Source organism: Burkholderia cepacia (assembly GCF_029962485.1).
GTDB lineage: Bacteria > Pseudomonadota > Gammaproteobacteria > Burkholderiales > Burkholderiaceae > Burkholderia.
In genome coordinates this window covers 1,112,957-1,126,334 of record NZ_CP073638.1, presented here as the reverse complement: position 1 = coordinate 1,126,334, position 13,378 = coordinate 1,112,957, and the positions used below count along the sequence as shown (strand labels likewise).

8 protein-coding genes are annotated in these 13,378 nt (G+C 66.5%); 4 read left to right on the top strand and 4 right to left on the bottom strand.

Translation table 11 applies throughout. From position 1 onward, the window contains the following. Nucleotides 1-14 precede the first annotated feature (14 nt). From pgaA to KEC55_RS21415, 4 genes are all read right to left on the bottom strand, one after another. The gene (gene pgaA / locus KEC55_RS21430) at nucleotides 15-2,702 is read right to left on the bottom strand and encodes a poly-beta-1,6 N-acetyl-D-glucosamine export porin PgaA (RefSeq protein WP_282510508.1); all 2,688 of its coding nucleotides are present in this window, start codon (nucleotides 2,700-2,702) and stop codon (nucleotides 15-17) included. Between the two features lie 104 nt (nucleotides 2,703-2,806). Then, a complete protein-coding gene (locus KEC55_RS21425) occupies nucleotides 2,807-3,592 on the bottom strand; it encodes a hypothetical protein (protein ID WP_282510506.1) in 786 nt (261 codons plus the stop codon). A gap of 63 nt (nucleotides 3,593-3,655) precedes the next feature. Further along, nucleotides 3,656-4,066, bottom strand: a complete 411-nt coding sequence (locus tag KEC55_RS21420; RefSeq protein WP_282510504.1) for a hypothetical protein — start codon at nucleotides 4,064-4,066, stop codon at nucleotides 3,656-3,658. 646 nt (nucleotides 4,067-4,712) lie between these two features. Continuing rightward, complete coding sequence (locus tag KEC55_RS21415; protein WP_282510503.1) at nucleotides 4,713-5,708, bottom strand: LysR substrate-binding domain-containing protein; 996 nt, start codon at nucleotides 5,706-5,708, stop codon at nucleotides 4,713-4,715. Between the two features lie 587 nt (nucleotides 5,709-6,295). On the opposite strand from KEC55_RS21415, the gene KEC55_RS21410 reads away from it, so the two are divergent. From KEC55_RS21410 to KEC55_RS21395, 4 genes are all read left to right on the top strand, one after another. Beyond that, complete coding sequence (locus KEC55_RS21410) at nucleotides 6,296-7,711, top strand: circularly permuted type 2 ATP-grasp protein (protein WP_176045111.1); 1,416 nt, start codon at nucleotides 6,296-6,298, stop codon at nucleotides 7,709-7,711. Nucleotides 7,712-7,775: 64 nt separating this feature from the next. Then, on the top strand, nucleotides 7,776-8,717 hold the full coding sequence (locus KEC55_RS21405) for an alpha-E domain-containing protein (protein ID WP_176045112.1): 942 nt from the start codon (nucleotides 7,776-7,778) through the stop codon (nucleotides 8,715-8,717). 8 nt (nucleotides 8,718-8,725) lie between these two features. After that, nucleotides 8,726-9,703 carry a transglutaminase family protein gene (locus KEC55_RS21400; protein ID WP_282510500.1) on the top strand — a complete coding sequence of 326 codons (978 nt, stop codon included), beginning with the start codon at nucleotides 8,726-8,728 and terminating at the stop codon, nucleotides 9,701-9,703. A 93-nt stretch (nucleotides 9,704-9,796) separates the two neighbouring features. Continuing rightward, nucleotides 9,797-13,240, top strand: coding sequence for a DUF2126 domain-containing protein (locus tag KEC55_RS21395; RefSeq protein ID WP_282510498.1), 3,444 nt, complete (start codon nucleotides 9,797-9,799; stop codon nucleotides 13,238-13,240). Nucleotides 13,241-13,378 lie beyond the last annotated feature (138 nt).

Sequence of the window (13,378 nt, the reverse complement as noted above, 5' to 3'; positions counted from 1 at the left end):
GCGCGATCTCCTTGCTAGAACGGCAGGTTGACCGACAGGAAGCCGGTTTCGGAGCGCTCGCGCTGGCCGTCGTACGCGTGGCTGCTGACTTCGACGCCGTAGGTCAGCGTGATGTCGTGCTTGAACGTCCACGCGTGTTCGAGGCGCGCGCTCCACAGCGGGCTGGTGCCGAAGCCGCGCTCGTTGTACACGCCGCCGGACGCCGACAGGCGCTGCTGCAGTGACATGTCGCCCTTCTTCCATAACGTCAGCTGGTGCATCACGGTTGCCGCGGCCGCATAGTCGCGACCGGGGCTGAAGTAGGGCGCGTCCTGGCGCGTGTTGCTGTCGGTGCCGAGATCCAGCGACACGTTGACGAGCTGGTTGGCGGATGTGTACACGCGCTGCGTGGCGCTCGCCGCGATCTCCTGGTGCAGGTTCGAATCGCTGTAGCGGCTCACGCCGTAGCTCAACTTGACCTCGCGGCGATCGTTCTGGCGATACACGATCGCGACGTTCGCGGAGCGTCCCCAGACGTGGGCGGCATAGGCCTTCCACGGCAGCGAGTTGTCGTTGGTGTCGAGCCCGGCGCTGACCGTCCAGTAGTCGTTCAGCGCGTAAGCGATCGACCCGCGGCCGCCGGTTCGGCCGTCCGTGCCGAACGAGCGCGTGACTTCGCCCTGCACGGTGAGCGGGCCGTGCCGGTAGTCGCCGCCCACGCCCGTGCGCGTGCGGCTGACGTTGCCGCCGTCGGTTTGCGCGTAGCCGAAGAACGTATGCGAGAAGACCCGCCAGTTGTCGCCGAACGGTTGCGAATACACATAGCTGTCGGACGAGAAGCTGTTGTCCGCCAGCGCGCTGTTGCCGTGCTCGAAGCTCAGGTCGGTCGTGAATACGGGGCTGCGGTACGCGTTGTAGTCGCGCTTGAAGCCGCGCACGGCGCCGCTGTCCGGGAACGTGTTGTCGAGGGTCTGGTCGACGGTCTTCGCGGACGCGTAGTCGTCCGCCGTGAGCGACGCGCGGCCGAGGCCCGCAAGCATTTCGACGCTGTCCGGGTGATCGGTCAGCGACGCACGATACATCGCGATGGCCTGGCGCGGATGCGACTGGCCCGATACCGCGTCGGCGTGCGCGGCACGGATCTCCGCGTTGAACGGCACCTGTTGCTCGAGCTGTTCGAGCGCGGCGATCCCTTCGTCGACGCGACCCGTGAAGATCAGGTATTGCGCGCGTAGCCGGTAGTAGCGCAGGTAGTCGCTTTCTTCCGGGCCGACGCTCGTCACCTGTTTGGCGGGCGGCAGCGACTTGCCCATCTCGTCGAGCACCTGCTTCGCGTCCGCCGCGCGCCCCTGGTCGACGTACGACCAGAACAGCCCCTCGCGCAGTTCGATCGGACGCGTGCGGGCGCGGTACTGGAAGCCGCGAGTCGCACGGTCGGTCGGCGATGCGGTGGCCTGCTGCAGCGCGCGCTGGTACACGGCGTTTGCCTTCACCGGTTCGCTCAGGTACAGGTAGGCATCGCCGACGGCCGCGAGCGCGTCGATCGAGATTTCCGCGTTGGAGGGAATCGTCTCGAACGTCGCGACGGCCTGCTTCATGTCGCCGCGTGCCGCGTAGGCGACCGTGCGGTCGCCCGCGAGCGCCGTCCTGACCGGCGTGTACTCCGGCGTGGCCGGCATCCGCTTGTCGAGGTCGTCGGCCGCGCGTAGCGCGGTGTCGAGACCGTCGAAGCGGTCCGAACTCGTCATTGAACGCGACTTGTCGCGTCCGCCGCGCACTTGCTGGCGAATCGACAACTCTTCCAGTTGCGCGATGTCGACCGCCGAGAATGCGTCGGGCCGGGCCTTCGCTTCGTCGAGCGCCTTGATCGCGCCGCCGCTCGCCGCGAGGCCGAACACGTCGTTGCGCACCGTCGCGACATCGGCGGTACGGAGATTCGGCGCCTGCGGATTCAGCGTTTCGACGTCGGGTCCTTGCGATCGCTGGATCGGTTCGCCGGGGAGCTGGGTGCCAGGCGTCTGCGAATTCGGCACCTGGGGCGACGGCGGTTGCGAGCCGGGTGTCTGCGTGACGGGGGCGGGCGAGTTCGGCATCGGGGTGCCAGATGCCTGTGCGGTCAGCGTCGTTGTGGCGGGTGGTGCGGTGGTCGCCGGCGGTGCGGCTTGCGGCGGCGTGCCCGACGTGTGCGGGACCGGTGCTGGCGTATTCGGCTGCGCGGTACCGGATGCCTGCGCAAGCTGCATCGGGGCATTCGACGTGAGCGCGCGCGATGCCGACGTAATCGGAGGTGCGGCGTCGAATGCCTGTGCAAGCTGCATCGGCGCGTGCGACGTCTGCGCGACCGGGGCCGGCGTATTCGGCGATGTTGTACTCGGCGGCGGGGCGTCCGGGTCCACCACGACCGTGGTCGGCATGGCCGGTTTCGGTGCCTGCGCGATCTGCATCGACGCATCCGATGCCTGTGCGATCGGTGTCGGCGCATGAGGGGGCAGCGTGCCCGAATCCTCGGCGATCTGTATCGACGTCACGCTCGCTTGCCGGGCGGGCGCAAGCGCACCCGGTGCGGATCCGGCGATTTCGCTCGCGCCACGCGGTTCCGCGTCGCCTTCGGCGGAGAAACAGGGGCCCGACGCGACGAGCAGCAATACCAGCGGCGCATGCAGGAGGATCCGCCGGTTGGACGGAGCGACGGTGGTGCATTGTTGTTTCCGGTTGTTGTCCACGGTGAGCCCTCACTCTAAAACGATCACATCGGTTGCTCGCCCGACGACGCTCGTCGCTGGCCGCCGCACCGCCGGGCGGCGAGGCCCGGCGGCGTCCGACCGGTTCACAGGCGTTTGCGGACCGCTTGCCCAAGCAGCGCACGCGATTCGCTGTTCTTCGGGTCGATCGCGAGCGCACGGCTCGCGTTTTGCTCCACACAGTTCCACTCGTCGATCTGCGCGCACGAGCGCGCCTTTGCCAGCGCACGCGCACCTTCCAGTTCTGCGTGCGTGACGCTTGCCGTCTGCATGCGCGCCGTGTCGGCGCCGTACGAGCGCGGCTTCGGCGCGTAGTCCAAACGCTTTCTGGTGCCAGCCAGCGTTTCGATTCGCGGCGGGTGATGCACGGCGCCGTGCCGTGCGACGGCGCGGCCGGAGGCTGGCGCGGCATGTGTATTGGCTGCCAGTGTCATAAGCGCGGCATGGGACGGCTGCCGGCGTGTTGTACCGGTGCCTGGCGTGGTCCGCGGCGCGGCTTCCGGTTCGAGCGCGACCGAGACGGGCGGCACGGTCGACGTCTCGCGCACCGTCGAGGCGGACGGCGGCGTGACCTGTTGTGCAATCGTCGATGCGGGTGCGACCACGGCCGCGACCGTCGTGCCGGAAGCACCGGTTGCGCGGGAAGTCGCGGCGACGATCGCCTTGCGGTATCTCCCGACGGCGGTCGTGATCACACGGGAGATGTCGTGCGCCATGCTCGCGTGGCCGACCACCGTGTCTCGTTCGGCATACGCGAAGAGGCCGAAGATCGCGGCGAACGCGACGAAGCTGAGTGCCGCGTTCTTTCCAGGGCCCCACGTGGGCTTCGGCTGGCTGGCGGGTGAGTCGTCCGGTCGTTCTGCACGAGTCATTCAATGCTCCTCGATTCGATACGCTGCGGTGAATGTCGTGATCGGGGCGGATTCAGGCGGCGTTCACCATCGCAACTGCGTGGTGAGCGTGCCCGTTTCGACGATCGCGAACTGTGTGGCGCCTTGATAGGTCCCTTCGACCCGGTAGCTGGCATCCGGCACGCTGAACAGGCAGCGTGACCCCGATGCGTTGAATTCGACGAGCACACGGCCATGTCGCCGCAGGCGTACCTGCACGTTGGCAAGCGGCTGCCCGGTACTGGCGGAAGCAAACGACACGCCCAAGTTGTAGGGCCGTCCGTCCGGGGGAAGCGGTGCGGTCCCGTCGATCCGTGCGTCGCCGCAGATATACGAAATCACGTAGCGATTCGCGCCGGGACCGGACGCGGGGGCCTGGGCCATCGCGTTCATGCAGAGCGCGGAGATGAAGACGCTCAGGAAAGGGCGAGCATGCTGTCGATACGAGGAAGACATTGCAACCTCCCGTCCGGAATCAATCACAGGTATTTATTCCGAGTCTGATTTGCCAGCGTTCTTTTTGCGACACGCTATTGATACACGATGGTTTTTGAACCAACAACCGCATGTGGCTGGAATGGCACGAGGCGAAATATCCTATTTAAATAGGATAACGACGGATTTGTCTGACTCGCTTAATGCAGAAGAAAGTCGATATTGCCGAATATGATTATTGCTCGTCGGTAGCGATGATCGAGCACGCATTGAATCACGTCGGAGGTATCGAAGTTTGTGCCGAACAGTAACGACTGATAAAAGGAATTTTTGCGGCTGTGTTCGAGACGAATCAATGAAGGTTCGGATACAGGTTACGCATCGTGAAAAGAGGGTGCGACGTTTTTGTGATTTTGGACTGTTACAGGTAAACAGAAACTTTTAATTTGTTCTGTAACAGGGTATTTCTGCCCGGAAAATCAGGCTGAATATTCGGACTTAATGGCGCAACAGTAAAAAATACGATATTGAAACGCAAACGTTTGCGTTTCGTCTGATGTCGATTTCGGGCCCGGCACCGGGATTTCACCGACTGCGGCGGGATTGCCGATTGCGGTTTCGGGAAAGGGCATTCACGCCGTGAACCCGCACGGCGCGAATGCAGGGGTCAGCGGCTGCCGCCGGCGATTCGACGCGCAGTGCGCATCGCCGGCGCGGCGGCCTGCTCCGCGCCGAGCGCACCTTCGATCGCCGTGCGCGGCCGGTTCATGATGTAGGTCCACAGCTGCTCGGCCGCGAGCCCGCGCTTGCGTGCCGATCGATACAGGCGGATTTCGAGTTCGGTGATCCAGTCGCCGGTGCCCGCGCACACGAGCGTGCCGTCCGCGAGCTCCTTCGCGACGCAGCTCTCCGGCAGCCAGCCGATCCCGTGCCCGGCGACGACCATGCCTTTCAATGCCTCGGACATGTGCGTCTCGAAGCAGCGTTGCAGCACATACGGCTCGGTCGCGTTCAGCAGCAGCATCTCGACGATGTTGCCGAGGAACGCGCCCGACGAATACGCGAGCAGCGGCAGCGGGGCGTCGGGCGTGCCCGGCAGCTGGAACACGGGGTTGCCGCGCGCATCGGGTGTCGACACGGGCAGGATCCGCTCGACGCCGAGGCTGACGAACGGGAAGTGATTCGGATCGAGCACGATCGGCAGTTGCGGATGGTGATAGCCGAGCAGCAGATCGCATTCGCCTTCGACGAGTTGCTGCACGCCTTCCGGCACGTTCACCGCGTTCACGCGCGCGGTCACGTGGCCGACCTCGCCGTTGAGCTGCTTGAGCCATTCGGGAAACAGCGTGAAGACGAGCGTATGCGCGACGGCGAAACGCACGACCTGGTCGCTGGCCGCGAACTGGTCGTAGCCGTTCACGAGATTGCGCGCCGCATACATGCTGCGCAGGATGTCCGCGGCGAGCCCGCGGAACATCTGGCCGGCCGGCGTCAGCGTGATCGGGTTGATGCTCCGGTCGACCAGCTTCGCATCCATCCAGGTTTCGAGCGCGGCAATTCGTCTGCTGAATGCCGACTGCGTGAGGTGCCGGTTACGTGCGGCCCGGGAGAAGCTCTTGGTATCCGCAAGGCTCAGGAAATCTTCCAGCCACTTTGCTTCCATTTCGATCGTCGCTTTTTATAGTCGGGCGCCTGAGGGCGGCGGCACCGTGTGCTGCACCAATTTTCTAGCGTACCGCGCCTCGCGTGGGTCGGCCCGATGTTTTTTTTCGATGGGTGTCAGTCGAAATATGCATGGGCGTTGTCGGCGGGATTACGGCTACATAGCGTTGAGGTGCCGGACCCGGCTAACCGGACAGTTCACAGCGTCGAACTGCCGGCACGCCGCAGACGGTACTTCCCCCAGGGCCGGTTGCGCCGTGCGCGTGCCGGCCCGCCTCCATGGCGGCGGCCCGGTGCCCGGTCGCGCCGTTTTTTGTGCAGTGCAGATTGCACAATCGTGACACGCGGGGGAACTATGTTCGAAAGACGCGGCGCAGCATCGACCGTGCGCACTCACGGCGCACGCGGACGCACGTCGCGTCGGGCGCTGCACCGTTGTGGTGCGCAATGCCGCGCGGGCGTGCCTGGCGTGGCGCAAAAACGGGGGGATATCGAGGAGATTGCACAAGGCACGTTCCTTGCACAGCATTGATTACGCCGGTCCGGCATGCGCAATGCCGGGGAAAACGATCGATGGAGAAAAGATCGATGAAGCCATTCGATGAAATGCTGCAATCCGGCGACATGGTAAGGGCGCCTTACGCGCGCCTGAAGCGGTGGCTCGACACGCAAAATCCCGCGAGCCTCGCCCAGAAAGCCCACGACGCGGAAGGTGTGTTCCGCAAGACGGGCATCACGTTCGCCGTTTACGGCGACGCAGAGGCCGCCGAGCGGTTGATCCCGTTCGATATCGTCCCGCGCATCATCTCGGGCGCGGAATGGAGCCGGCTGTCGCTCGGGATCGAGCAGCGCGTGATGGCGTTGAACGCCTTCCTCGACGACATTTATCACCGGCAGGAGATCGTGCGCGCGGGCATCGTGCCGAAGCACCTGATCGCGCACAACGAAGCATTCGTGCCGGAAATGATCGACTTCCGGCCGCCCGGAAACGTTTACACGCACATCATCGGCGTCGACATCGTCCGTACCGGCGAGAACGAGTTCTACGTGCTGGAGGACAACGCACGTACGCCGTCCGGCGTGTCGTACATGCTGGAAAACCGCGAGACGATGATGCAGCTCTTCCCCGAGCTGTTCCAGCAGGTGAAGGTGCGCCCGGTCGAAACCTATCCGCAGTTGCTGCGCCAGTCGCTCGCGGCCGTGTGCCCGCCGGGCGGCAACGCCGACAACCCGACCATCGCCGTGCTCACGCCCGGCATCCACAATTCCGCGTACTACGAACATTCGTTCCTCGCCGACCAGATGGGCGTGCACCTCGTCGAGGGCAGCGACCTGCAGGTGATCGACGGCCGCGTTGCGATGCGCACGACCGAAGGGTTCCGCCCGATCGACGTGCTGTACCGCCGCGTCGACGACGCGTTCCTCGACCCGCTCACGTTCCGCCCCGATTCGGTGCTCGGCGTGGCGGGGATCATGGACGTGTACCGCGCGGGCAACATCACGATCGCGAATGCGCCCGGCACGGGCATCGCCGACGACAAGGCGATCTACTCGTACATGCCGGAGATCGTCGAGTTCTACACGGGGCGCAAGGCGCTGCTGGAGAACGTGCCGACCTGGCGCTGCGGCGAGGCCGACAGCCTGAAGTACGTGCTAGAGCATCTCGACGAACTGGTCGTGAAGGAGGTGCACGGCTCGGGCGGCTACGGGATGCTGGTCGGACCGTGCGCGTCGAAGGCCGAGCTCGAGGCGTTTTCCGCGAAGCTGCGCGCGCGCCCCGCGAACTACATCGCGCAACCGACGCTCGCGCTGTCCACGACGCCGATCCTGACCGACGCCGGCCTCGCGCCGCGCCACGTCGACCTGCGGCCGTTCGTGCTGGTGTCGGACCGGATCCGCATCACGCCGGGCGGGCTCACGCGCGTCGCGCTGAAGGAGGGATCGCTCGTCGTCAACTCGAGCCAGGGCGGCGGCACCAAGGACACCTGGGTGCTGGCCGACTGAGCCGGACGCGACCGCGCGCGCCGCAACCGGCGCGCCAACCGAACGAAGACGGAGTGGACACGAGATGCTTCTGGGACGTACTGCAAGCGGTCTCTACTGGATGTACCGCTATATCGAGCGCGCGGAGAACATCGCGCGCATCGTCGATGCCGGGCTGCGGATGGCGCTCACGCGCACGTCCGACGCGCCGGCCGAATGGTCGTCGGTGCTCGTCAGCTCGGGCACGGACGACGGCTACCGGCAGAAATACGATGCGTATGCGGCCGATACCGTGACCGACTACCTGCTGCGCGACCGCGACAACCCGTCGAGCGTGCTGGCGTGCATCGAGGCCGCGCGCTCGAACGCGCGGATGGTGCGCACTGCGCTGACGCGCGAGGCCTGGGAGAGCGTGAACGGCGCGTGGCTCTCGTTGCGCCGCGCGCTTGCGGAGCCGGTGCCGGAGAGCGAACTGCCGGCCGTGCTCGACCAGGTGAAGCGCGAAACCGCGCTGATCCTCGGCAGCTTCTACAGCACGATGCTGCGCAACGAGATCTTCGATTTCGCGCAGATCGGCGCATTCATCGAGCGCGCGGACAACACCGCGCGGATCATCGACGTGAAGTACCACCTGCTGCTGCCGTCCGTGTCGCACGTCGGCACGATCCTCGACAACTATCAGTGGGAGACGATCCTGCGCTGCGTCGCGGCGCACCGTTCGTACCGCTGGGTGTACGACGTGCAGTACAAGCCGATGAACATCGCCGACTACCTGATCCTGAACGGCCGCATGCCGCGTTCGCTGCGTTATTGCTACGGGCGCGTCGTGTCGAGCCTGAACCTGCTCGCGAAGGATTACGGCGTGACACACCCGTGTCACGACACGGCCACGAAGATCCTGCAGATGCTGTCCGATACCTCGGTCGAGCGGATCTTCAAGAGCGGCCTGCACGAGTTCCTGACCGACTTCATCGGCCGCAACAACAGCCTCGGGATCGAAATCGCCCAGGCTTACAACTTCGACTGAGACTTGCCATGCGACTCGCCATTCGACACATCTCGCGTTATCGGTTCGACGATCAAGCCACCCATGCGCTGCAACGGCTGCGGCTGCGCCCGCAGTCGGGCCCCGGGCAGACGGTGCGCGCGTGGCAGGTCACGATCGACGGCGTCGAGCCGTCGCTGTCGTACGCCGACGGCCTCGGCAACCGGATCGACCTCGTGCGTCACGACCGCGGCGCGAAGGCCGAGATCGTCGTCATCGCGGCCGGCGTCGTCGAGACGCAGGACCGCGCGGGCATTCTCGGGAATCCTGAGGGCTATGCGCCGCCGTGGATCTTCGAGCGCGAGACCGCGCTCACGAAGGCTGGCGACACCGTGCGCGAGCTCACGGAAGCGCTGCCCATCGATCCGCACGGCCTCGACGCATTGCACTGGCTGATGACGGAAGTGCACGGCCGCATTGCGTATGCGCCGAACCTGGCCGCCGACGCGCCCGTCGATGCGGAAACCGCGCTGCAAAGCGGCGAGGGCACGAGCCGCGACCACGCGCATGCGTTCATCGCGGCCGCGCGCGTCCTGAAGATTCCCGCGCGCTATATCTCGGGCTACGTGCTCGCCGACAGCGCGATGCAACGCATCGCCGATGCGAAGCAGAACGCGGGCGACGTCGAAGAGGAGGAGGCGCTCGCGCTGCAGAGCGGCGAGGGCATGCAGCAGGTGCTCGGCGCGTCGCACGCCGCGCAGTCGCAGGGGCTGCCGCAACCGGCGCTCGGCGCGCAGCCGCTGGCCGCCGCGCTGATGCAGCAACCGGCCGGCCATGCGTGGGCCGAGGCCTATGTGGAAGGGCTCGGCTGGGTCGGATTCGATCCGTTCATGAACCGCTGCCCGGACGAGCGCTACGTGCGCATCGCGGTCGGCCTCGACTATCGCGACGCGCAGCCGGTGACGGGGCTCGGCGCGACGGCCGTCGGCGTCGAGATCAGCGTCGTGCAGACGCCCGAGCTCGTCTGACCCGACGCACGCTTTCGCCGAATCCGCCATGCCGGGCCGCCGCGTCGAGTGCGACGCGGCGTGCGCGGCCGGCCCAACCCGAACCGAGCTCCCATGTCCATCCACGTCGCGCTGCATCACACCACCCGCTATCGCTACGACCAGCTCGTCAACCTCGGCCCGCAGGTCGTGCGGCTGCGTCCCGCGCCGCATTGCCGGACGCCGATCCTCGCGTATTCGATGACGGTCGAGCCCGCGCAGCACTTCATCAACTGGCAGCAGGACCCGTTCTCGAACTATCTCGCGCGGCTCGTGTTTCCGGAGCGCACCGAGCATTTCGAGATCACGATCGATCTCGTCGCCGAGATGTCGGTGTACAACCCGTTCGACTTCTTCCTCGAAGCGAGCGCCGAACAATACCCGTTCAGCTATGACGACGCGCTGAAGACCGAGCTTGCGCCGTACCTCGTGTGCGATCCGCGGACGAGCGCTTCGCCGCTGTTCCGCACGTATCTCGACGGCGTCGATCTCACGCCGGCCGGCACCGTGAACTTCCTCGTCGCGCTGAACCAGCAGCTTCAGCGCGACATCGGCTATCTCGTGCGGATGGAGCCCGGCGTGCAGACGCCCGAGCAGACGCTCGAGCTCGCGTCCGGCTCGTGCCGCGACAGCGCCTGGCTGCTCGTGCAGCTGTGCCGTCATCTCGGCATCGCCGCGCGTTTTGTATCGGGCTACCTGATCCAGCTCACACCCGACGTGAAATCGCTCGACGGCCCGAGCGGCACGTCGGTCGACTTCACCGACCTGCATGCGTGGTGCGAGGTCTACCTGCCGGGCGCCGGGTGGATCGGCTTCGACCCGACATCAGGCCTGCTCGCGGGCGAAGGGCATATCCCGCTCGCGTGCACGCCGCAGCCGACGAGCGCCGCGCCGGTCGAAGGGCTGATCGACGAGTGCGAGGTGTCGTTCGAGCACGAGATGACCGTGACGCGCGTGTACGAATCGCCACGCGTGACGAAACCGTATACGGAATCGCAATGGGACGCCGTGCTGACGCTCGGTACGCAGGTCGATGGCGCGCTGGCGGCCGGCGACGTGCGGCTCACGCAGGGCGGTGAGCCGACCTTCGTGTCGATCGACGATCGCGACGGCGCCGAGTGGAACACCGACGCGCTCGGCCCGACCAAGCGCGGCTATGCGACCGAACTCGTGCAGCGGCTGCGCGCCGAATATGGCGACGGCGGCTTCCTGCACTTCGGGCAGGGCAAGTGGTATCCGGGCGAGCAATTGCCGCGCTGGGCGCTGTCGATCTTCTGGCGCGCGGACGGCCAGCCCGTGTGGCACGATCCGTCGCTGTTCGCCGACGAGCGCGAGCCGTCCGCGTATACGACCGACGACGCGAAGCGCTTCATCGATGCGCTCGCCGCGCGGCTGAACCTGACCGGCGAATTCATCCGGCCCGGCTATGAGGACGTCTGGTACTACCTGTGGCGCGAGCGCCGGCTGCCCGTCAACGTCGATCCGTTCGACTCGCGACTCGACGACGAGCTCGAACGCGCGCGGTTGCGCAAGGTGTTCGATCAGCAGCTAGACAGCGTCGTCGGCTACGTGCTGCCCGTCAAGCGCACGGACGACGAGCCGGGCCGCGATCGGCCGGGCCGCGATCGGTCGGGCCTCGACGGGCCGCGCTGGCAGACGGGCCCGTGGTTCTTCCGCGACGAGCGGATGTACCTCATGCCCGGCGATTCGCCGATGGGTTATCGGCTGCCGCTCGATTCGCTGCCGTGGGCCAGCCGCGCCGACCATCCGTATCTCGTCGAGCGCGATCCGTTCGCGTCGCGCGACGCGCTGCCGGAAGCCGCCGCGATCCGCGCGCGCTACGCGGGCCCGGCCGATGCGCCGCGCTACCTGTCCGGCGTGCATCGCGAAGCGTCCGCGCAGACGGTCATGCAGTGGCGCAACGACGGCACGTCCGCGGACGGACGCGCCGCGGCGCACGATCCGCAGCGCCGGCCCGAGCGCTTCGAATCGGCCGCGTGGATCACGCGCACCGCGCTGTGCGTCGAAGTGCGTAAAGGCATCCTGTACCTGTTCATGCCGCCGCTCGCCGCGCTCGAGGATTATCTCGAACTGCTCGGCGCGATCGAGCTGACCGCGCACGCACTTGGTGTAAAGCTCGTGCTCGAAGGCTATCCGCCGCCACGCGACGCGCGGCTGAAGATGCTGCAAGTGACGCCCGATCCCGGCGTGATCGAAGTGAACATCCATCCGGCCGCGAGCTTCGACGAGCTCGTCGACCACACCGAATTCCTGTACGACGCCGCATGGCAGTCGCGGATGTGCAGCGAGAAGTTCATGGTCGACGGCCGCCACGTCGGCACGGGCGGCGGCAACCACTTCGTGCTCGGCGGCGCGACGCCGGCCGACAGCCCGTTCCTGCGGCGCCCGGACCTGCTCGCGAGCCTGATTGCGTATTGGCACAACCATCCGTCGCTGTCCTACCTGTTCTCCGGGTTGTTCATCGGGCCGACGAGCCAGGCGCCGCGCGTCGACGAGGCGCGCAACGACCAGCTCTACGAACTCGACATCGCGTTCGCCGAGATCCAGCGCAACAAGCTGTTGTTCGGGCAGGACATGCCACCGTGGCTCGTCGACCGCGTGCTGCGCAACCTGCTGATCGACGTGACGGGCAACACGCACCGCAGCGAGTTCTGTATCGACAAGCTGTATTCGCCCGATTCGTCGACCGGCCGGCTCGGCCTGCTCGAACTGCGCGCGTTCGAGATGCCGCCGCATGCGCGGATGAGCATCGTGCAGCAACTGCTGCTGCGCGCGCTGGTCGCGCGTTTCTGGGCCGCGCCGTACACGACGCCGCTCACGCGCTGGGGCACCGCGCTGCACGACCGCTTCATGCTGCCCGAGTTTCTTCAGATGGATTTCGACGATGTGCTGGCCGAACTGCGCGATGCCGGTTTCGCGTTCGATCCGGCGTGGTTCGCGCCGCACTTCGAATTCCGCTTCCCGCTGTTCGGCCAGATCGCGGTGAACGGCATGCAGCTGTCGCTGCGCGGCGCGCTGGAGCCGTGGCACGTGATGGGCGAGGAGGGGGCGCCCGGCGGCACGGTGCGTTACGTCGATTCGTCGGTCGAACGGCTCGAAGTGCGCGTGACGGGGCTGAACGACAACCGGCACGTCGTGACCGTCAACGGCCGCGCGTTGCCGCTGCAGCCGACCGGCACCGTGGGCGAGTACGTCGCGGGTGTGCGCTACAAGGCGTGGGCGCCGCCGTCCGCGCTGCATCCGACCATCGGCGTGCATGCACCGCTCACGTTCGACATCGTCGATACGTGGCTGCAGCGCTCGCTCGGCGGCTGCCGCTATCACGTCGCGCATCCGGGTGGCCGAAACTACGCGACGTTCCCGGTCAATGCCTACGAAGCCGAGAGCCGCCGGCTCGCACGCTTCGTCGAGATGGGGCATACGCCGGGGCGGATGGATGTCGCGGCTGCCGCGCCGAGCCGCGAATTCCCGTTCACGCTCGACTTGCGGCGGCCGTGATCCATCGATGACGGGGCGGATGACGATACGCGGCTCGCGACCTCCCGGCGGGCTCGCCGGAATGCTAGGATGCGGGCAGATTGCGGCCGCGCGCCACAGCAGCTTGCCGCTGGTGCGGCGGTGCGCACGCGCGGTTGC

Coding starts and splice junctions, on each gene's coding strand:
- KEC55_RS21400 (WP_282510500.1), top strand. CDS start 8,726: ATGCGACTCGCCATTCGACACATCTCGCGTTATCGGTTCGACGATCAA.
- KEC55_RS21410 (WP_176045111.1), top strand. CDS start 6,296: ATGAAGCCATTCGATGAAATGCTGCAATCCGGCGACATGGTAAGGGCG.
- KEC55_RS21425 (WP_282510506.1), bottom strand. CDS start 3,592: ATGACTCGTGCAGAACGACCGGACGACTCACCCGCCAGCCAGCCGAAG.
- KEC55_RS21420 (WP_282510504.1), bottom strand. CDS start 4,066: ATGTCTTCCTCGTATCGACAGCATGCTCGCCCTTTCCTGAGCGTCTTC.
- KEC55_RS21405 (WP_176045112.1), top strand. CDS start 7,776: ATGCTTCTGGGACGTACTGCAAGCGGTCTCTACTGGATGTACCGCTAT.
- KEC55_RS21415 (WP_282510503.1), bottom strand. CDS start 5,708: ATGGAAGCAAAGTGGCTGGAAGATTTCCTGAGCCTTGCGGATACCAAG.
- KEC55_RS21395 (WP_282510498.1), top strand. CDS start 9,797: ATGTCCATCCACGTCGCGCTGCATCACACCACCCGCTATCGCTACGAC.